A 19,670-nucleotide genomic window follows, 5' to 3' on the forward strand; every position below is an offset into this window, starting at 1 on the left:
GTGCGCGCGCTCATGCGGCGGCATTTTCAATTCGACCAGCCGCCGTCGATCACATGTGCGTGACCCGTCGTAAACGACGACTCGTCAGACGCGAGATACAGTGCGAGCGCGGCGATCTCCTCGGGTTTGCCGATGCGGCCCATCGGCTGGCGGGCGACGAACGCCGCCTGCACGGCTTCGAGCGTCGCGCCTTGCGCCGCGGCCTGCGCCACGATCCGCTGTTCGAGCGACGGCGACGACACCGTGCCGGGGCAAATCGCATTGCAACGTATACCACGCGTGATGAAATCCGCGGCGACCGACTTGGTCAGCCCGATCACCGCCGCTTTCGAAGCGCTATACGCGAAGCGGTTCGGCACGCCCTTCACGCTCGAAGCCGCCGACGACATATTGATGATCGACCCGCCGCCGCGCTCCAGCATGGCGGGCAGGAACGCGCGGATCATCCGGTACATCGCCTTCACGTTCAGGTCGAACGCGAAGTCCCAATCCTCCTCGCTGCACTCGAGAATGGAGCCTGCATGAACGAAGCCGGCGCAGTTGAACAGCACGTCGATGGGGCCCAGCTCGGCGGCCAGTGCCTTGATCGCGTCGCCGTCGAGCACGTCCAGCTTGCGCGCCTCGACCGGCTTGCCGGCGAGCCCGTCGATGCGGACGTCGGTGGCGATCACGCGCGCGCCTTCGCGGGCGAAAACTTCGGCGGTTGCAAGGCCGATGCCTTGTCCCGCCGCGGTAATCAATGCTGTCTTGCCGGCCAGTCTTTGTGTCATCTACGACTCCAGTTGAATGGGCTTAACCTGTGTTCGTCACGCTTCTTTTCGTGACGTCACAGTCGATAAAACGCAGCGGCGTTGCCGCCGAAAACCGCTTCACGCTCGCCGTCGCCGAGCGACGCAAGCAGCGTGTTCGCCACCGAATGCCACAGCAGATAATCGCCATTGAGTTCGAGCACGGGCCAGTCGCTGCCCCACATGAGCCGCGCCGGACCGAACGTGGCCAGCAGATGCTCGACGTAGGGCCGCAGCGTTTGCTCGGTCCAGCCCGGCGAAGCCTCGGTCGCGAGACCCGACAGCTTGCAATGCACGCCGGGCAGCTTCGCGAGCCGCGCAATCGCATCGGCCCAACTTTGCCAGCCCGCCTGACCGTAACGGATCGGCGGCTTGGCGCCGTGATCGACCACGACACGCAGCGCCGGAAACCGGCGCGCGAACGTTTCAACATGTTCGACGTGCCGCGCGTAAATCAGCGCATCGAAAGCGAGGTCGTCTGCGATCAGCGCTTCAATGGCCGGCGCGAGATCCGGATTCGCGATCCAGGTATCGTCGGGCAGGTCTTGCAGCATGGGCCGCACGCCCTTGAACTTCGGCTCCTTGGCGAGCGCGCCGATCAAGGCCGGCGCGGTCGGCAGCAGCAGCGGCACCCAGCCGACCACGCCCGCAATGGACGGCTCATCGCGCGCGATGTCCAGCAGATAACGCGTTTCATCGATGGTCGGCGCCGCCTGCACGACCACCGTTTTCTCAATGCCCGCTCGCTCGCGCAACGGTTTGAGGTCGGCCGGGCCGAACGGCCTATAGAGAATTTCGAGCTCCGGCGTGAGCCATTCGTAATCGCCGCGGGCTGGGTCCCAATAGTGCTGGTGGGCGTCGATATGCATCGTCAGATCAGTCCTCTGGCGCGGGCGCGCGGGCGTCGAGCAGGCCCTCGTCGCGCAGCGCGGACCACAAGGCCGCTGGGATGGGCAACTCGAACGACGCCGCGTTCTCGCGCAATTCGTCGGCACTGCGCGCGCCGGTCAACACAGTGGCGACCGCCGGATGCGCATACGGAAACTGCAAGGCCGCGGCGGCAAGCGGCACGCCGTGGTCGCGGCACACCGCCTCGAGCCGCGCAACGCGCTCGATCACTTCGCGCGGCGCCTCGCCGTAGTTGAATTTCAGATCGCCTTCGACACCTCGCGCCAGAATGCCCGAGTTGAACGCGCCGCCCAACAGGATGCTGACGCCACGCTTCTCGCATGCCGGCAAGAGGTCGTCGAGAGTCGTCTGTTCGAGGAGCGTATAACGCCCGGCGAGCAACGCGCAATCGATATCGAACTCGGCCATCGCGTCGAGTATTACCGCGCCTTCGTTGACGCCGAGTCCCACGGCCTTGATCGCGCCGGCCGAGCGCAGTTCGTCGAGCGCGCGAAAACCGCCGCCTTCCGTGAGTTGCCGCCAGTAATGAGGATTGTTCTCGCCGTGCGTGACGCGGCCAATGTCGTGCACCAGCAGAATGTCGATGTCGATAATGCCGAGCCGCTGCTGGCTGTCTTCGAACGAACGGAAGATACCGTCGTGCGTATAGTCGTAGACCGCCTCGAAGGGCAGCGGATTCTGCCAGCCTTCCTTGCCCTCGTAAGGCGTGGTGCGCGGCACGAAGCGGCGGCCGACCTTGGTCGACAACACGTACTCGCTGCGCGGATAGCGGCGCAACGCGTCGCCCAGCCGATGCTCCGCCTTGGTGTTGCCGTAATGCGGCGCGGTGTCGAAATAACGCACGCCGGCGTCCCACGCGGCTACGATGGTTGCGTGCGCCTCTTCGTCTGACAGATCGCGATAGAGGCCGCCGAGCGGCGCCGTGCCGAGGCTCAGTCCCGTCACTTGCAGCGTGCCGCGGCCCACGCGGCGGCGCTGCCGCACCTTTGAACCGTTCGTTGCGGTCATTTGACGCGTCTCCAGTAGAACGTTCTTTTTATCACACCGGCAGCCAGCGCTCACTGCAACTGCTCATTGCTGCTGGGCAGCCATTAAACGCCGCGGCGCGCCCGCGCTCGACGGCAGACATGCAGGTCCGACTGGCTCGAACGTCTTATACGTGAGAATGAATTCCTGGTGTCCCAGCATTTCGGACTTCGACGCGGCGCCTTGCGACACTGCCACCGTCTGCTCGAACACTTCGCGGCCTACTTCGTCGAGCGTGCCGCGTCCTTCGAGAATGCGGCCCGCGTCGACATCCATATCGCCTGAGAGATTGCGATACGTGGCGGGATTCGCGCAGATCTTGATGACCGGCGAGATTGCCGAGCCAACCACCGAGCCGCGCCCCGTGGTGAACAGAATCACATGCGCGCCGCAAGCAATCAGCTCGCCAATTTCCGCATTGTCGCTGATGTTCGGAAAGCCGAAGCGCGGCTCGCCGTCGGGCACGACGTCGAGCAGGTACAGGCCGCCGGTCGGCGGAATGTCGCCCGGCTTGACGATGCCGGTAATCGGCGAGGCGCCGCTTTTTGCATACGCCCCGAGCGATTTTTCTTCCTGTGTGGTAAGGCCGCCGTCCGCGTTGCCAACCGCAAAACTGCCGTGGCCGAGAATCGAGTAATAACGCGCCGCTTTCTCCACACACTCGACGATCGCATCGCCGAGTTCCGGCCGCGCCGCGCGCGTCTTCATGTGAAACTCGCAGCCGACGAGTTCGCCGGTCTCCTCGAAGATGCAGGTCGCGCCGGCGTCGATCAGATGATCGAACGCGCGGCCCACGGCCGGATTCGCGGTAATGCCGCTGGTGCCGTCCGAGCCGCCGCAAATCGTGCCGATCACCAGTTCGCCAAGCGCCATGGGCACTTTCTGTTGCGCGGCGAGTTGCTCGCGTGCGCCGCGCACCCAGTCCACGCCATACTGAATCGTGCTGCGCGTGCCGCCCTTCTCCTGAATGGTCAGCACTTCGACGGGACGGCCGCTCGCGCGCACGACATCGACGAGATAGTGCTTATTCATGCTCTCGCATCCCAAAGAGACGAACAGCACCGCGCCCACGTTCGGATGCGTGGCGAGCCGCTCGAGCATCTTTTCCGCGTATTCGTTCGGATAGCAGCCCGGAAAGCCGATCAGATGAACCGGCGGCTCGTGCGCGGCTCTCGCGTCGCCGAATGCGTCGAGCGGCTGGCGAAACTGCGCGACGATCTCGCCCGCCACGTGATGCGCGCACTCGACCAGATACGCGACCGCGACCACATTGCGGATGCCCTTGCGGCCGTCGCTACGAAGGTAGCCTTGCAGCATCGGCGGTTGCGCAAACGCGCTTGCTACGGATGTCTCAGTCATGATCGTTCCCGCGCGGCGCAAGACCGCGTCGTTATGCGCAAATCAGTGATGTACGAATTGATGACCCGCGTCGTGCGTGTAAGTCGGCAGGTAATCGCTTTCCAGGTTGTGCGTATGCAGATGCTCGCCGCGCCGCACGGCTTCGGTGACGTGGCCAATCACGGCGCCATAACGCAGCACCTTGTCGTCTTTCGCGAGATCGTGGCGCGCCACCTTGTGGCCCAGTTCGATGGTCCGCGCGAGTGTGATGCGCTCGCCTTCGATCTCGACTTGCGTGCCGGCGTCAAGCCGCGCCGCCGCGATCAGGCAGTTGTCGTCCGGACTGAGCAGGATCAGTCGCGGATCGGTTTCTTGTGTGCGGCTGGTCAAATGAGTTCTCCGTGAGGGCCGTTGGATTAACGTTGCTCTAGTTCTGACCTTCGCCGCTCGCGAGCCGAGCCACCATCAGCGAGCCGAGAATGATCGCGCCGTAAATCGCCTGAATCCAGAACGACGGCACCTGGGCGAGCGTCAGCAGGTTTTGCACGACGCCGAGCAACAGCACGCCGGAGAGCGCGCCGATCATCGTGCCTTTGCCGCCGTCGAGCGAAATGCCGCCGATCACCGCCGCCGCGAACACCGTGAAGATCATGCCGTTGCCCTGGTTCGCATTGATCGCGCCGACATAGCCGGTCACGATCAGTCCGCCCACCGAGGCGAGCATGCTGCCGAGAATGAACACGCCCCACGTGATGCGCTCGACGCGAATGCCGGCAGCGCGCGCCGCCTCAGGATTGCCGCCGATTGCGTACAGCGCGCGGCCAAGGCGGTGATAGCGCAACATGAACGCGGCAATCGCGAAGGCCGCTGCGGCGAGCCACACGGACAACGGCAAGCCGAGCACGATGGTGGTCGCAAGCGAGAAAAACGACGGCGGCATGTCGAACAGCGTACCGCCCTTGGTCGCGCCGACCAGCATGCCGCGCAGCACGATCAGCATGGCGAGCGTGACGATGAACGCGTTCAGCCGCAAGCGCACCACCAGAAAGCCGTTGATCACGCCAATCGCCGCGCCGACTGCGAGAATCGCCAGCAAGCCGGCCGCCGCCGGCCATTGCGTGCCGAACCCGGCGGACGCCGCCGGCATGACGAGCATCGCGCCGACGGCGGGCGCTATACCGACCGTCGATTCCAGCGACAAATCGAACTTGCCCGTCAGCACGATCAGCGATTCCGCAAGCACGACGAGCGCGAGCGCCGCCGAAGCGCCAAGCACGCTAATCAGATTCGCTCGCGTGAGAAAGCTCGGGCTGACGAATGCGCCGACCACGATCAGCAGCACGAGCGCGGGCAACAATGCGAGCTCACGCAGGCGCGCAAGCTCCGCGCGGCCACGCTTGCCGCGCGGCGCGGGCCCGCCGGGCGCGTGGGCCTGGCCCTGAACCTGTGCCTGCGCTGCGCCGAACGCGGGACTGGACACACTATTCTTCATGAAGACTTACTCCTTCAACGGATGCAATCAGATCCTGGTCCTGCCAGCCCGCGGGAAACTCCGCAGCAATGCGGCCACGGAACATGACGAGTACACGATCACAGGTACGCAGATCGTCGAGTTCGCCGGACACGACGAGCACGGCCTTGCCTTCTTCGCCCACGCGATCCACCACTGACAGCAGCGCCTCTTTCGACTTCACATCGACGCCCGCAGTCGGGTCGATCAACACAAGCACTTTGGGGTCGGTGGCGAGCGCGCGCGCCATCACGACCTTCTGTTGATTGCCGCCCGACAGACCGGAGACGACATGCTCCGGTCCTTGCGCGACGATGCCGAGCGCGTCGATCATCTTCTGGCCGAATGCGTTTTTCTTTGCGGGCGTCGCGATGCCGAATTTGCCGAAGAGGCGCGCAATCGTCATCGACGCGTTCTCCGCGATGGATTGCGTCAACACGAGCCCTTCGTGATGGCGATCTTTCGGCACGCAGCCAACGCCGTTCGCGAGCGCCGCGGGCACATCGCCGGGCGGCAGCTTTGCGCCGTCCACGCTGATCGTGCCGCGCTTCGCCGCGCGCAGCCCGGCAATCGCTTCGGCCACGCTGGTGCGGCCGCTGCTCGTCGCGCCCGTCAGGCCGACCACTTCGCCGCGCCGCACGGAGAACGACACGTCTTCGTAATCCGCGCCGCTCAACTGATCGACTTGCAGTGCAATCGCGGAGCTGGCGGGCAAGGGCTGGCGCGCCGCCGCGTCCGGGACCAGCAGGCCACCGCGTTCGCCGGTCATCGCTTCGATCAGCTGCTCGCGCGGCAACGCGGCAACCGGCGCGCTGACGATATGCCGCGCGTCGCGCAACACCGTGACCGCCTGACAGATCTCATACACCTCTTGCAGATGGTGCGAGATGAACAGGAACGTCACGCCTTCGCGCTGCAATTCCTCGATACGCCGGAACAGGCGCTTGATTTCGTCGCCGTCGAGCTGCGCGGTGGGTTCGTCGAGAATGATGAAGCGCGCGCCGTACGACAACGCCCGCGCGATCTCGACAAGCTGCCGCGCTTCGACGCTCAGGTCGCCGGCCCGCGCGTCTTCACGCACGTCGATCTTCCAGTGGTCGAGCAACGCGCGTGCGTCGCGGCGCATGGCTCGCCAGTCAATCACGCCGCCGCGCGACGGCTGTCGGTTGATGAACAGATTTTCGGCGACGGAAAGATCGCGAATGATGGTCGAATGCTGGTAGACGCAGGCCACGCGCTCTCGCCATGCATCGCGATCCGCAAGCGGCGGTGCGGGTTCGCCAGCAAAGCGCACCTCGCCGGTATCGGGCTTGCGCAAACCGGTCAGAATCGACACGAGCGTCGATTTGCCCGCGCCGTTGCGTCCGACGAGCGCATGCGACTCGCCAGGCATCACGCGCATGCTCACGTCGTTCAGCGCCGCCGTGGAGCCGTAGCGTTTGGTGACGGCCAATGCTTCGACCACCGAGGCATTCGGCGCGGATGACGTGAGCTCGCTCATTGCGCCGCTCATTTGACCGTGTTGCCCCACAGCGCCTTGTCGTCGACATTCGACTTCGTCACGAGCGGCGCGGGCAACTGGTCTTCGAGAATGCCCGGCGCCAGCTGGATGATGGTGCTGCCGTGATCGGTCGGGCCAGGCTTGAAGGTCTGCCCGGCCAACGCCGCCTTGATGTAGTACAGGCCGTACTTCGCGTACGAATCGGCGGGCTGGGACACGGTCGCGTCGATGTCGCCGCGGCGGATCGCGTCGAACTCCTGCGGAATGCCGTCATTACTCACGATCACGACGTGCTTCGCGTCGCCGGCGGGAAACAGCATCTGCTTGCGGCGCAGTGTTTGCAGCGTCGGCGACAGATACACGCCGCCCGCCTGCATGTAAATCGCTTTCACGTCGGGATTCGCGGTCAGCAGGCTGTCGAGCCCCGAGGCCGCGACGTCGCCCTTCCAGCTCGCCGGGATTTCCAGCAGCTTCAGGCCAGCATAGCCCTTCAGGCACGAGCGGAATGCTTCGGAGCGGTCGCGTCCGTTCACCGAGCCGAGGTCGCCCATGATCTGCACGACCTTGCCCGACTTAACATGCTCGCCGATGTATTTGCACGCCTTCTCGCCGTATGCGTGATTGTCGGCGCGCACGACCATCGCGATCTTGCCTTGCGTCGGCGCGACGTCGACGGCGACGACCGGCACGTTGCGCGCCGTCGCGGCGTCGAGCGCGCGGCTGATCGCCGCAGAGTCGAGCGGGCCGACCACGATGCCCTTCGCGCCGAGGTTCAGCAGGTTGTTCATGTCGGTGATCTGCTGTACCGGATCGCCGTTCGAATTGACGGGCGCAAGGATGTCGATGCCCATTTCCTTCGCGTACTTCGGCAGATAGTTGTTGTACGACTGCCAGAACGGCGAGGTCAGCAGCGGCAGGCCAAGGCCGACCTTGCCGGCATCCGCTGCCTGCGCAGCGCCGCTCGCACCGAGCGCGGCGATGCACGCAGCCGCGGCTGCCGTGAAAAGCGGCTGACGGAAAGAAATGCGGAAGGAACGGCGAAACGACTGGCGGGCCGGCTGCGGCTCTTTCGCGAACGACATGGGCTGTCTCCTGATATGCGTTGTTGAACTGCGTGAACCGGTCGTGGATGCCGGCACTTCGTCCTGCGCTTTCTTATGGATATTGGCGAACATGGATATGCACTCATTCACCAATGAACGTATTATTCATATACGGACTTTTCGAAGTCAAGGAATGTGCGCTGCACCAAGGGTCCGTACTTTCCCTGGACGCATCCGCTCGCACGGAAACCGCTGCCGCACTTACACTCAAGCGCCAGCTACTGAGAACAGCCCACGGAATTTCCTCACGATGGACGCAGAAGACAAAGACGATGCCGACCGATATCGCGCCCCCGCGCTCGACAAAGGCCTTGACATCCTCGAGTTACTGGCCGAGCAGAAGGAGGGGCTCACGCGCGCCGAGATCACGAAGCTGCTCGGGCGCAATGCCAGCGAGATGTACCGGATGCTCGAACGCCTGGTCGCGCGCCAGTACGTGGTGCGCTCGAAGGGCGGCGACCGCTATTCGCTGAGCCTGAAGCTGTATGCGCTGGCGCATCGTCATCCGCCGATGAACCGGCTCATCTCCGAGGCATTGCCGCTCATGCAACGTTTCGCCGACGCCGCCGAGCAATCGTGTCACCTTGCCGTGTACGACCGCGGCAATCTGCTCGTCATCGCGCAGGTGGACGGACCGGGCACGTGGGGCATGTCGGTGCGGCTCGGTTCGCGGGTCGGTCTGATCGACACGGGCTCGGGCCGCGTGATGCTCGCCTTCCAGACCGTCGAACAGCGCGCGCAGATGCTCGCCGAGCACACCAAGGTTAAGGGCGAGGTGACCATAGACCGCGACGCGCTGGAAGCAGCGTGCGAGCGGATTCGTGCTGCCGGCTTCTCGCAGAAGGACAGCCAGCAGACGTTCGGTGTGACCGACGTCACTTTCCCGGTGCTTGGGCCGTCCGGCCAGGCTATCGCGGCGCTTACCTGTCCGTATCTGAAGCGTATCGACGAATATGTCGCGCCCACGCTCGCGGCCGCGACGGCGCTCCTGCGTGAGACGGTGCAGGCGCTTTCGATGTTTCGCGAGCAGGCCGTTTGAGCGGCATGTGAATTCTGGCTGACGGGTGATTGCAGGGTGATCGCCGATTGATTGCAGAAGTCGCGGCGCCAAAGTTCGGTTTTGAAGCTGGCCGCTCGCCTACATGGTTTAGAATGGCGGCCCTCTCAAAAACGACGCCGCGTGAAGTCATTCGTGCGCGCTCATCGAAAAGCAATGGCGAAACTTCTGACCGACTCCGAATTCCAGCGTTTTTCCGAACTTCAGCAGAAGCAATCGAGCTTCACGATCACAGCGGAAGAAGCCGACGAACTGCGCGACATCGTCGCTCATGCGCAAAAGCGCCGCGACGATCGCGCGGCGGCGATGCAGAGCATCGAGACTTTCATCCAGCAATTCGATATCAGCCCGGACGAGCTGTTTTCACCGGAGCAGATCGGCGAAGCTGCGCGCACCTATGGCCTGATTCCGGCCGCGAAGAAGGAGCGCGTGCTGCCGCCGTCGTTCACGTTCAACGGCAAGCCGTATCAATGGACCGCACGTGCTCTGCCGGACGACATTCGCGTGCCGTTGTTCGATGCGTTCAAGGCGGGGCAGTCGGTGAAGTCGTTTATCGCGACGCCCAAAGATGCGAATCGTTGCGCAGCGACTATTGCGCGGCTCGAGCGCGAGACGGGCGCGGTCTATGCGGATGCGTGGCTCGAGGAACTCGCGATCACGCGGGCGCAGGTGGATGAGGCAGCGGTGAAGTTGCCCGCCTGATCGATCGTATTTCCGGGATTACGGCGCCTCGTCCCCGGCAGCGGCGCACTTCCCGGCTTCGACGTTTTCATCCAGCGCCATCCGAAAACCCACCACAGCCGGATCTTCCGTCCGCGTAATCGTGAAGCCGCTCGCTTTGGCGAGAGCGATCATGGCGGTGTTTTCGCGCAGCGCCTCCCCGACGAGCCAGTGCGTGCCGCGCGCCCGCGCATAGCGGATGATGCGATCCGTCAGCAGCCGCCCGAGCCGCCGCCCTTTCTGGTCCGAACGAATAGCCACCGCGAATTCCGCCGTTTCGTTGTCCGGATCGGCGACGGCGCGCACCACGCCGAGCGTGCGCGGCACGCCGTCTTCGCTTTGCACGGTCGCGATCAGCGCCATTTCGCGGTCATAGTCGATCTGCGTCATGCGCGCGAGCTGCGAGTGATCGAAGCTGCCTACGGCACCGAAAAACCTCAGCCGCAGATCCTCCGGTGTCATCGCCTCGACGAAATCGTGGTGCGCCGCCTCGTCTTCGGGGCGTATGGGGCGCACGGTTATGCGCAGACCTTGCCAGTCGAGCGTCTCCTCGAAGCAACGCGGATACGGCACGATTGCGAGCCTGCTGCGCGTCGGCGCGATAGCGAGCGTGGGATCGAGTATCGTCACGTGATCGCGGTACACGCGCAGCGTAAGCGTCATGCCGACGATCTCGCGCACATCGCAGACAGCCTGCGAGAGCGCCGTCAAAGCGGCCAGCGCCGGCTCCGGCGTGACGAGCCGCGCATACGGCGAACGCGTGACGATGTCGCGAGCGAGCGTCCGATTGAGCGGCGGCAAACCGTAGATGCGCAGCGGCTCCGCAACGCCATCGGCCGAGGGCGCCGTAAAGCGGAACACCGGGCCGAAGTTGTCGTCGTCATGCAGCTCGACGGCGATGTCGACCACCGGCTTGCGCAGCGACCCGCTATCGCTTCGCGCGCAATCGCCCGGTTCGCGCACAGGCTGCCCGGCCGCCGCGTCCGCGCCGGAATGCGGCGCCTCGATCTCGAGCCCGAAGCGCTCCAATACGCCCGCCGCGGCTTGGCCCGTAAGTTGGCGCTCACCTGCCGCGAGCGCCGCGCGTGCCTGGGTCTGCGCGGCGTCGATCGCGTCAGGCACTTCGGCCGGCAAGCCCTCCGGCGTCTGCATCAGCAGTTCGCGTCCCATCCGGTAATCGACGAGACGCGCGAACGCGCGGGCGAGCCGCTGCGGCGTCGTGTGAACTGGAATGCCTTGCGCATGCAGTGCGTCGCGCGTCGCGGCGTCCACGCCGCCAAAGAAACACGCGAGCAGACCGCGATACGCAAACCGCTGATTCGCAATCAGCGCCTGCGCGACCTCGCCGACCGGCGCGCCGTGCGTCGACGCGTGCACGACGAAAGCCGTGCCGGTGCCGCGATGCCCGGCAAGCAGTTTCAGGGCCGTGCCGAAATGCTCGGGACGCGCGTCGTCGCCGAGTTGCAGCGGGTTGCCGCCCACCGCATGCGGCAGCGCTTGCCGCAACGCCTGCGATGCTTCCTCCGGCCACGGCGCGAGCGTCTCGCCGGCCGCGGCGAAGGCGTCGTGCGCGAGGGTGGCGAGGCCGCGGTCGCTCGTGATCAGCGTCGCCGTCGCGCCCGCGGCCACGCGGCCCACGCCGAGCGTTTCGATTTCATCGAGCAGATCGTCGAGCGCGTCCACGCGCACCATGCCCGCGCGGCGGAAGGCGGCGGTGTAAAGCGCGTCTGCGGGATCGGCGCGGCCCGAGCGCAGCGCCAGCACCGGTTTGTTGCGCGCCGCCGCACGAGCCGCCGACATGAACTTGCGCGCCGCCCGCACGCTGTCGAGCTCGAGCAGGATCGCGCGCGTGCCGGGGTCGCTGGCCAGATAGTCGAGCACGTCGCCCGCGTCCACATCGGCCTCGCCGCCTAGTGCCACCGCGTGCGAGAAGCCGAGACCGCGTGCCTGCGCCCAGCCGAGCACCGCGTTGGTCAGCGCGTTCGACTGCGACACCCACGCGACGCCGCCCGCCTTCACCGTGCACGACGGTGCGCCGAGCTGCGCGCGCAGCGCCGGCGTGACGACGCCCAGACTGCCGGGCCCGACGATTCGCAATAGATGCGGTCGCGCCGCCGAGAGCGCATGCCGCAACGCTAGCCGGTCGTCGTCCGAGCGCGCCTCGCCGACGATGATCGCCGCGCGCGTCCCCAAACCTCCGAGCTTGTGAATGATCGAGGGCCAGCTTGCGGGCGGCGTGCAGATCAGTGCGACGGTGGGCGCTTGCGGCAAATCGCCGGTATCGCCGATCACCGGGCGGCCGCGAAGCGTTTCGTACTTCGGATTGACGGGCCACAGCGGGCCCTCGAAGCCGCCCTCCAGCAAGCGCGCAAACACCATCGCGCCGGTGCTGCCGGGCCGCTCGGAAGCGCCAATCACGGCGACGGACTTCGGTCGGAACAACGCGTCGAGATTGCGAACGGTCACAGGCACTCCGCGAATGAAAGGGCGCGCCGCTCGAATGTCGACGCGCGCGTCTTCGTCAGGATAGGCGAAGCGACGGGAACGCGCGGCGCTTCTCGAACGTCACGCCGATCAGATCAATCCACGCTCCATTCGCGCAACCGCGCTGTGTGATTTTTTTAGCGTGCGCAGGCAAAATATCGCGCTTCGGTGCGACAATTGCAGGCGATCTGCGCGCCTCACCATCGGCCGCGCTGCCCCGGATGATCAAGAGACAGAAGGTGATGTATGCGACGCTTGCCATCGCTCATCGCGTTGCGCTTTTTCGAGGAAACCGCGCGCCACATGAGCTTCAACCGCGCGGCGAGCGCGCTGTGCGTGACGCAAGGCGCGGTCAGCCGGCAGATCAAGCTGCTCGAGGAATCGCTCGGCGCGAAGCTTTTTGAGCGCGATCACAAAGGCATTCGCCTGACGGCCGCCGGGCTGGAGTTCCTGCCCTGTCTGTCCGACGCGTTCGACACCATCGAGCGCGGCTTTCGCCAGATCAGCGCGGCAAAGGGCCGGCTCCGTCTCGTAGTGGCCGTGCCGCCCACGTTCGCGACGCAATGGTTCTCGCCGCGGCTCGGTTCGCTCGCCGACGAAATGCCGGACGTCGAGTTGTCGATCCGCACCGAGCCGACCGCGGACTGTCACTGCAACATCCGCTTCGGCCGCGAGGCGCTGTCCGACGCGCATTCCGAATTGCTGATGACCGAGCGCCATGCGCTCGTGGGCGCGCCCAGGTTGCTGGTCGAGCCGCTCGACAGGCTGCTCGAACATATGCCCGCGCTACACGTGCTGCACAACGACGCGCGACTCGACCTATGGCCGAACTGGCTCGCCATGGCCGGACTGCCCGCCCGCTATGCGGATAACGGCATTGAGTTTTCCACGCTCGAACAGGCGATTCGCGCGGCGCGCAAGGGCGCGGGACTGGCTATCGTCGACAGGAACATGATCGTCGAGGAACTGGCGGACGGCAGCCTCGCCCAGTTCTCAGACGTCGAAGTGAGCGGGCCGTTCGGCTACTGGTTGGACGTCGGGTCGCAGCACGCCGGGCTCGAGTACGTGCAGGCGTTCGCGAGCTGGCTGCGCGAGGAGGTGTTGAAAATGGGCTGACGCCGCGCGGCGAATCAGCACCGGCAATGGTGCTCATGAGCCCGCAATTGAAAAGCCGCGTGTGCATGTCTGCACTACGCGGCTTTTTCTTGTTGAAGACGCCGCCGGCAAGCACGAACGCATGCGGACTGCGGCCTTGCGCCGGTTACATCGCCTTCTTGAACGGCGCGCCCGAATGCTCGCGCAACTCGTTGAACACGATCTTCGGCCACGCCTTTTGCGCGACCTCGATCTCCGACACATGCGAAGCGAGATACGTCGGCGCGTCGGATGCGTCGAGTGCAATTCGCGCGGCGTATGAATCCGTGAAGCGGCGCAATTCGGCGGGGTCGTCGCACGTCACCCAGCGGGACATGCGGTAGCGCGCGGGCGCCATGCGCACGTCGACCTTGTACTCGGTCGACAGACGGTGTGACACCACTTCGAACTGCAGTTGGCCGACCGCGCCGAGAATCATCAAACCGCCCACTTCGGGACGGAACACCTGAATCGCGCCTTCTTCGCCAAGCTGCTTCAATGCTTCGCCCAATTGCTTCGCACGCATGGGATCGACAACTTCGACAGTCTGGAAAATTTCCGGCGCGAAAAACGGCAGGCCGACAAATTGCAGCGCTTCGCCTTCGGTCAGCGTATCGCCGAGACTCAGCGTGCCGTGATTCGGAATACCGATGATGTCGCCCGGATACGCCTCGCTCACCGTCTCGCGCCGCTGCGACAGAAACGTCACGACGTTATTTGCGCGGAAGGTCTTGTTGGAACGCGTCACCTTCACAGCCATGCCGCGCTCGAAACGCCCCGAGCAAACGCGGATGAACGCCACGCGGTCGCGGTGCGCCAGATCCATGTTGGCCTGCACCTTGAATACGACGCCCGTGAACTTCGGCTCATCGGGCATCACCGGACGCTGCACGGTCATGCGCATAGACGGCGGCGGCGCCAGATCGACCAGCGCGTCGAGAATTTCCTTCACGCCGAAGTTGTTGATCGCCGAGCCGAACAGCACCGGCGACTGCTCGCCGGCGAGAAACTGCTCGCGGTCGAAATCCGGCGTCGCGCCGGTGATCAGGTCGATTTCTTCCTTTGCCTTCGTCCAGCTATGGCCGAAACGGCGCTCGCCTTCTTCGTCGCTCAACGCTTGCAAAGTTTCCACTGCGCCGCCCGCCGTGTCCTGCCCGGCGCGGAACACGCGGACCTGGTCGCGCTGGATGTCGTAGACACCCTGGAATTCCTTGCCCATGCCGATCGGCCACGTGAACGGCACGGCTGCGACGCCCAGGTGCTGCTCGATCTCGTCCAGCAGTTCGAGCGGCTCGCGCACTTCGCGGTCGAGCTTGTTGATAAACGTGACGATAGGCGTCTTGCGGCTGCGGCAGACTTCGAGCAGCTTGAGCGTCTGTGCCTCGACACCGTTCGCGCCGTCGATCACCATCACGGCGGCATCCACCGCCGTGAGCACGCGGTACGTGTCTTCCGAGAAGTCTTCGTGGCCCGGCGTGTCGAGCAGATTAATCACGGCGTCGCCGTACTCGAACTGCATCACCGAGCTCGCGACTGAAATGCCGCGCTGCTTTTCGATTTCCATCCAGTCGGACGTTGCGTAGCGATTGCTTTTGCGGCCCTTCACGGTGCCGGCGATCTGAATCGCGCCCGAGAACAGCAGCAGCTTTTCGGTCAGCGTGGTTTTGCCCGCGTCCGGGTGGGAAATGACCGCGAATGTGCGGCGGCGTTTGAGTTCGGAGACTGACATCGGGTCTGGCGGTCACAGATAGGGGTTCGGCGGTCTCCGGAAGCGGATGGCCTCCGGGCTGCCGCGCGTGGCGCGGCGGCGTCGAGCTGCGCGACTCGGGTCGGGAACCCGCATCACAATGGCAACCGGGCCGCGTCGGAAAACAGGTCGGGAACGAGCGTTCGACAATACGGATAATCGCCAGCGCAGAACAGCGCAGGGAACGAATGATACACGCCGGGACGGCGGACGTGGGAAAGCCGCCCGCGAGGAGCGGCCAGCTTTGGGGACCCGACAGGAGCTATAGAAGCGTTAGTCGCGCTGCGCGGGCGCGGCTCAGGCGCACGCCGCCGCGGAGCGCAGCCGACCCGGGCCGGGCCGCAAGGAGCCGGGCAAGCCGCCTGCCTTTTATCCCCCGCTCGCCTCGTTCAACGTCAAATGCTTGGTTTCCGGCGCCCAGGCAATCGAAACAATCATGCCGACGAGCAGCACAGCCGCAAGCACGATCATCGTGAGGTGAAATCCGAAGCCGGCAATGCCGAGTGGCAGCAGAAACGTGCCCACCGCCGAGCCGAGACGGCTGCACGCAATGGCAAGACCGACGCCGCAGGCGCGGACTTCGGTGGGAAAGCACTCCGGCGGGAACACCCCGACGAGGTTCGAGAATGCCGACATCGTCAGCGTGAAAATGCCGAACGCGACGATCATGGCGAGCGTCGCCGATTCCGGCAGCACGCTCAGCGCAATCAGCGACAGGCAGGTCACCGCGAAGGAGCCGATCAGGAAGACACGCCGCGACAGCTTGATCGTGAGCCAGATGCCGATCAGCGCACCCAGTACGAGAAAGCCGTTGAGCAGCAGATCCGCGCCCGAGTCGTTGTTCAGGTGAATCGCCTTCAGAATGGTCGGCAGAAACGTGTAGATCGCAAAGTATGGAATCACGAGGCACACGAAAAACGCGCAGTTGAAAAGGGTCCGGCGAACCAGGTCTTTTTCGAAGAGACGCATGAACCCGCTGGCAGTTTGCGCGTATTCGTCGCGGGCGCCGTCGAGTGTCACGTTTTCGCCGAAATGCTTGAGCACGACGGACTTCGCTTCCGCAGCCCGGCCTTTGCGGAGCAGCCAGCGCGGCGACTCAGGGGTGCCGATGCGCGCGACCAGTACGATCACCGCAGGAATGCCCGCCGAGGCAAGCAGCCAACGCCATGCATCGGGCGAGGCGTCGGCGTAATGCATGCCGAGCACGTTCGCGACCACGTACCCGATGGTCCAGATGACGCTGAACGATCCAAGCAATGTTCCGCGATGCTTGCGCGGCGAAAACTCCGCGAGTATTGCGTGTCCCACCGCAAAGTCGCCACCCATGCCGAAGCCGATCAACACGCGCAGCAGGCACAGTTCGAAAGGCGAGTGGACGTAGAACTGCGCAAACGCAGCCACGGTGATGACGAGAAAGCTCATCAGGAAAATTTTCTGCCGCCCGAGCCGGTCCGACAGCCAGCCAAACACGAGGCTACCGAAAAAAATGCCCATCAGCGCGGAACTGCCGATCATGCCCATCCAGAACGCGTCGAGCGGCATCTGACGATTCATGGCGGCCAGCGCATAGCCGATGGTACCGAGCGCGAAACCTTCGGTGAAATGCGCGCCGAACGTGAGGCCGGCAATCTTGACGTGGAACGCGTTCAACGGCACGTCGTCGATGGAAACGGGACGTCTTGCGGGCGATGCCGCCGTGGGGAAAGCGGGGGCAAGGTCGAGTGGATTTGCCTGGATATCCTGATTATTCATCTTGTCTCCTGTGTTTGTTTTGAACTGGCGGATGCCACGAAGTGACTTCCACCAGCGCGGTCACGATCAACGGCAACGATCAACGCCCCAAACCGCCCATCATCATGTACTTGAGCTCGGTGTACTCATCGAGCCCGTACTTCGACCCTTCGCGGCCAAGTCCGGACTGTTTGACGCCGCCAAACGGCGCGACTTCGGTGGAGAGAAGCCCTTCGTTAATGCCGACCATGCCGCTTTCCAGCGCTTCACCGACGCGCCACGCGCGCGCCAGATCCCGCGTGTAGAAATACGCCGAGAGCCCGAACGGCGTCGCGTTCGCAGCCGCCACCACTTCTTCTTCGGTCCTGAAACGAAAACACGCGGCGACCGGCCCGAAGGTTTCCTCCTGCGCGATCAGCATCGAACTGGATGCATCGACGAGAACCGTCGGCTCATAAAAGGTGCCGCCAAGCACGTGCGGCTTAGCGCCGGTCAACACCCTGGCGCCCTTTTGCAACGCGTCGGCGACGTGCGCTTGCACCTTGGTCAACGCCGCCTGATTGATCAGCGGACCTTGTTCGACGTCGCCGAGCAGCGCGTTGCCCACGCGCATATTGCGCGCCGCCTGGGCGAGTGCCTGCGTGAACGCGTCATAGACGCCGTCCTGCACGTAGAAACGATTGACGCAAACGCATGTCTGTCCGGTGTTGCGAAATTTGGAAGCCATCGCACCCTGCACGGCGGCGTCGAGGTCGGCGTCGTCGAACACAATGAACGGCGCGTTGCCGCCCAACTCCAGCGAGAGCTTCTTCAACGTATCCGCCGACTGCTTCGCGAGCAGTTTGCCGACGCGCGTGGAGCCCGTGAACGACAGCTTGCGTACCACCTCGGATTCGCTCAGCGCGCCGCCTATCGCGACTGCATCGCCGGAAACGATGTTGAAGACGCCCGGCGGAATGCCCGCTTTCCCGGCCAGCACGGCCAGCGCGAAGGCCGATAACGGCGTTTCTTCCGACGGCTTGAGCACCATCGTGCAACCTGCAGCGAGCGCGGGCCCGGCCTTGCGCGTGATCATCGCGAGCGGGAAGTTCCACGGCGTGATTGCCGCGACGACGCCGACGGGTTCGCGCGTCACGATGATCTTCGCGTTCGGATTCGGGCTCGGAATCACGTCGCCATACGCGCGCTTCGCTTCCTCGGCGAACCATTCGAAGAAACTCGCCGCGTAGCCCACTTCGCCGCGCGCTTCCGCGAGCGGCTTGCCTTGTTCGCGCGTCAGCAATTCGGCGAGTGCATCGCGATGCTCGAGCATCAACTCGCCCCAGCGCCTGACGCGCGCGCCGCGCTCTTTCGCGGTCAACGATCGCCAGGCGGGGAAGGCCCGCTCCGCAGCGGCAATGGCTCGCGCTGTCTCGGCTGCGCCGCCCTTCGCGACTTCCGCGATGACTTCGCCTGTCGCGGGATTCAGAACTGGATAGGTCTGCGCGCTCTGAAACCACTCGCCGCCGATGTAATGCCCGGTCCGCAAAAACGGGTTCATGCGGCTTCCTCCAGCTTCTCGGCGAACGCGCCTTGGGCGAGCCGCGGCTCGCGAGCAATGCGCTTGCCTGCGGTGTAATCGTTGATCAGATCGCACGGCGTGTAATTGCGTTCGAGCTCGAACAGCTCGTCGTCGGAGAGCGTCGTGCCAAGCGCCGCAATGGCGCTGTCGAACTGGGCCGGCGTGTCCGCACCGACGAGCATGCTTGCGACGCCGTCATGCGCGAGCACCCACGCCTGCGCGATCTGCGCAGCGCTGACGCCCCGCCGTGCGGCCACGCGCGCTACCGACGCCGCGATTTCGCGCGACACGTTATCGCCGTACATCTGCGCAGTGAAGAAATCGGTCTGATTGCGCGTCGAATTGGCATCGCTCGTCAACAGTCCGCGCGCGAGCGGACTGAACACGGAGACGCCGACGCCTTGATCCTGGCAATACGGAATCATCTCGCGCTCTTCCTCGCGATACGCGAGATTCAACTGCAACTGCATGTTGATCGGCTTATGCCAGCCGTTGCGCTCGCAGACCTGCATGATCTTCGCGAACTGCCATGTGTACATGGTCGAGACGCCGATATAGCGGGCCTTACCCGCGCGCACGATGTCGTTGAGCGCGCCCATGGTTTCCTCGACCGGCGTGTTCACGTCGAAGAAATGCAGCATGTAGATGTCGACATAATCCATGCCGAGCCGCCTTAGCGACCCGTCGATGCCGTCCATGACATGCTTGCGCGAATGGCCGCCTGCGTTCTGATACGCGCCCATGTCGTAGCCGACCTTCGTCGTCACGACGATTTCCTCGCGGCGCGCGAGGCGCTTCAGGATGCGGCCCACCACTTCTTCGCCGACGCCCGTCGAATAGAAATCGGCGAGGTCGATGAAATTGACGCCGGCCGCGAGCGCGTGGCGAACAATCGGCTCGCTACGCGCTTCGTCGAAAATCCAGGGCTTCCATTGCGGCGTGCCCATATTCATGGTGCCGAGGCACAAGCGCGAAACCTTCAGGCCGGATTGGCCGAGGCGAACATAGTCCATCAAACTGTCTCCATGCAGATGCGATGCGGCGCGTGCAGCCGACGCGGC

The 19,670-nt window shown here is 64.6% G+C and carries 17 protein-coding genes; 3 read left to right on the forward strand and 14 right to left on the reverse strand.

Features of this window, described 5'->3' with window-relative positions; all coding sequences use genetic code 11:
* Positions 1-26: 26 nt before the first annotated feature.
* From A3AC_RS0112150 to A3AC_RS0112185, 8 genes are all read right to left on the reverse strand, one after another.
* On the reverse strand, positions 27-770 hold the full coding sequence (locus tag A3AC_RS0112150; protein WP_025599134.1) for an SDR family oxidoreductase: 744 nt from the start codon (positions 768-770) through the stop codon (positions 27-29).
* 56 nt (positions 771-826) lie between these two features.
* Positions 827-1,657 (reverse strand): amidohydrolase family protein, encoded by an 831-nt coding sequence (locus tag A3AC_RS0112155; RefSeq protein ID WP_025599135.1) that lies wholly within the window; start codon positions 1,655-1,657, stop codon positions 827-829.
* Positions 1,658-1,664: 7 nt separating this feature from the next.
* Positions 1,665-2,705: an aldo/keto reductase gene (locus tag A3AC_RS0112160; protein ID WP_025599136.1), complete on the reverse strand. Its 1,041-nt coding sequence runs from the start codon at positions 2,703-2,705 to the stop codon at positions 1,665-1,667.
* A gap of 63 nt (positions 2,706-2,768) precedes the next feature.
* Entirely contained in the window at positions 2,769-4,082 is a 1,314-nt protein-coding gene (locus tag A3AC_RS0112165) for a UxaA family hydrolase (protein ID WP_025599137.1), read from the reverse strand.
* A gap of 42 nt (positions 4,083-4,124) precedes the next feature.
* Positions 4,125-4,451, reverse strand: coding sequence for a UxaA family hydrolase (locus tag A3AC_RS0112170; protein WP_025599138.1), 327 nt, complete (start codon positions 4,449-4,451; stop codon positions 4,125-4,127).
* Positions 4,452-4,488: 37 nt separating this feature from the next.
* A complete protein-coding gene (locus tag A3AC_RS0112175; protein WP_025599139.1) occupies positions 4,489-5,553 on the reverse strand; it encodes an ABC transporter permease in 1,065 nt (354 codons plus the stop codon).
* Entirely contained in the window at positions 5,543-7,072 is a 1,530-nt protein-coding gene (locus tag A3AC_RS0112180) for a sugar ABC transporter ATP-binding protein (protein ID WP_035475086.1), read from the reverse strand. Before A3AC_RS0112180 ends, A3AC_RS0112175 begins: the two co-directional genes overlap by 11 nt.
* 8 nt (positions 7,073-7,080) lie before the next feature.
* A complete protein-coding gene (locus A3AC_RS0112185) occupies positions 7,081-8,154 on the reverse strand; it encodes a sugar ABC transporter substrate-binding protein (protein ID WP_025599142.1) in 1,074 nt (357 codons plus the stop codon).
* 271 nt (positions 8,155-8,425) lie between these two features.
* Here A3AC_RS0112185 and A3AC_RS0112190 point away from each other — a divergent pair, with 271 nt between their 5' ends.
* Both A3AC_RS0112190 and A3AC_RS0112195 read left to right on the forward strand, forming a co-directional pair.
* Positions 8,426-9,214, forward strand: coding sequence for an IclR family transcriptional regulator (locus tag A3AC_RS0112190; protein ID WP_025599144.1), 789 nt, complete (start codon positions 8,426-8,428; stop codon positions 9,212-9,214).
* Between the two features lie 174 nt (positions 9,215-9,388).
* Entirely contained in the window at positions 9,389-9,934 is a 546-nt protein-coding gene (locus A3AC_RS0112195) for a hypothetical protein (RefSeq protein WP_025599145.1), read from the forward strand.
* 18 nt (positions 9,935-9,952) lie between these two features.
* Here A3AC_RS0112195 and A3AC_RS0112200 read toward each other — a convergent pair whose 3' ends face one another.
* Positions 9,953-12,418: a bifunctional acetate--CoA ligase family protein/GNAT family N-acetyltransferase gene (locus A3AC_RS0112200; RefSeq protein WP_025599146.1), complete on the reverse strand. Its 2,466-nt coding sequence runs from the start codon at positions 12,416-12,418 to the stop codon at positions 9,953-9,955.
* 55 nt (positions 12,419-12,473) lie between these two features.
* Positions 12,474-12,698, reverse strand: coding sequence for a hypothetical protein (locus A3AC_RS0112205; protein WP_156924604.1), 225 nt, complete (start codon positions 12,696-12,698; stop codon positions 12,474-12,476).
* Between A3AC_RS0112205 and A3AC_RS0112210 the strand changes: the two genes are divergently transcribed.
* Complete coding sequence (locus A3AC_RS0112210) at positions 12,683-13,552, forward strand: LysR family transcriptional regulator (RefSeq protein ID WP_025599149.1); 870 nt, start codon at positions 12,683-12,685, stop codon at positions 13,550-13,552. The genes A3AC_RS0112205 and A3AC_RS0112210 overlap by 16 nt on opposite strands.
* 145 nt (positions 13,553-13,697) lie before the next feature.
* Here A3AC_RS0112210 and A3AC_RS0112215 read toward each other — a convergent pair whose 3' ends face one another.
* From A3AC_RS0112215 to A3AC_RS0112230, 4 genes are all read right to left on the reverse strand, one after another.
* Entirely contained in the window at positions 13,698-15,299 is a 1,602-nt protein-coding gene (locus A3AC_RS0112215) for a peptide chain release factor 3 (protein ID WP_025599150.1), read from the reverse strand.
* Positions 15,300-15,686: 387 nt separating this feature from the next.
* Positions 15,687-17,069 (reverse strand): MFS transporter, encoded by a 1,383-nt coding sequence (locus tag A3AC_RS0112220; protein ID WP_025599151.1) that lies wholly within the window; start codon positions 17,067-17,069, stop codon positions 15,687-15,689.
* Positions 17,070-17,148: 79 nt separating this feature from the next.
* Entirely contained in the window at positions 17,149-18,588 is a 1,440-nt protein-coding gene (locus A3AC_RS0112225) for an NAD-dependent succinate-semialdehyde dehydrogenase (RefSeq protein ID WP_025599152.1), read from the reverse strand.
* Positions 18,585-19,622 carry an aldo/keto reductase gene (locus A3AC_RS0112230; RefSeq protein ID WP_025599154.1) on the reverse strand — a complete coding sequence of 346 codons (1,038 nt, stop codon included), beginning with the start codon at positions 19,620-19,622 and terminating at the stop codon, positions 18,585-18,587. Before A3AC_RS0112230 ends, A3AC_RS0112225 begins: the two co-directional genes overlap by 4 nt.
* Positions 19,623-19,670: the final 48 nt, after the last annotated feature.

The organism is Burkholderia sp. WSM2230 (assembly GCF_000472445.1).
Taxonomy (GTDB): Bacteria; Pseudomonadota; Gammaproteobacteria; order Burkholderiales; family Burkholderiaceae; genus Paraburkholderia.

What these genes read in the sequence shown, in the direction of transcription:
- A3AC_RS0112150 (WP_025599134.1), bottom strand. Translation starts at nt 770, where the DNA reads ATGACACAAAGACTGGCCGGCAAGACAGCATTGATTACCGCGGCGGGA.
- A3AC_RS0112155 (WP_025599135.1), bottom strand. Translation starts at nt 1,657, where the DNA reads ATGCATATCGACGCCCACCAGCACTATTGGGACCCAGCCCGCGGCGAT.
- A3AC_RS0112160 (WP_025599136.1), bottom strand. Translation starts at nt 2,705, where the DNA reads ATGACCGCAACGAACGGTTCAAAGGTGCGGCAGCGCCGCCGCGTGGGC.
- A3AC_RS0112165 (WP_025599137.1), bottom strand. Translation starts at nt 4,082, where the DNA reads ATGACTGAGACATCCGTAGCAAGCGCGTTTGCGCAACCGCCGATGCTG.
- A3AC_RS0112175 (WP_025599139.1), bottom strand. Translation starts at nt 5,553, where the DNA reads ATGAAGAATAGTGTGTCCAGTCCCGCGTTCGGCGCAGCGCAGGCACAG.
- A3AC_RS0112180 (WP_035475086.1), bottom strand. Translation starts at nt 7,072, where the DNA reads ATGAGCGAGCTCACGTCATCCGCGCCGAATGCCTCGGTGGTCGAAGCA.
- A3AC_RS0112185 (WP_025599142.1), bottom strand. Translation starts at nt 8,154, where the DNA reads ATGTCGTTCGCGAAAGAGCCGCAGCCGGCCCGCCAGTCGTTTCGCCGT.
- A3AC_RS0112190 (WP_025599144.1), top strand. Translation starts at nt 8,426, where the DNA reads ATGGACGCAGAAGACAAAGACGATGCCGACCGATATCGCGCCCCCGCG.
- A3AC_RS0112195 (WP_025599145.1), top strand. Translation starts at nt 9,389, where the DNA reads ATGGCGAAACTTCTGACCGACTCCGAATTCCAGCGTTTTTCCGAACTT.
- A3AC_RS0112210 (WP_025599149.1), top strand. Translation starts at nt 12,683, where the DNA reads ATGCGACGCTTGCCATCGCTCATCGCGTTGCGCTTTTTCGAGGAAACC.
- A3AC_RS0112205 (WP_156924604.1), bottom strand. Translation starts at nt 12,698, where the DNA reads ATGGCAAGCGTCGCATACATCACCTTCTGTCTCTTGATCATCCGGGGC.
- A3AC_RS0112215 (WP_025599150.1), bottom strand. Translation starts at nt 15,299, where the DNA reads ATGTCAGTCTCCGAACTCAAACGCCGCCGCACATTCGCGGTCATTTCC.
- A3AC_RS0112220 (WP_025599151.1), bottom strand. Translation starts at nt 17,069, where the DNA reads ATGAATAATCAGGATATCCAGGCAAATCCACTCGACCTTGCCCCCGCT.
- A3AC_RS0112225 (WP_025599152.1), bottom strand. Translation starts at nt 18,588, where the DNA reads ATGAACCCGTTTTTGCGGACCGGGCATTACATCGGCGGCGAGTGGTTT.
- A3AC_RS0112230 (WP_025599154.1), bottom strand. Translation starts at nt 19,622, where the DNA reads ATGGACTATGTTCGCCTCGGCCAATCCGGCCTGAAGGTTTCGCGCTTG.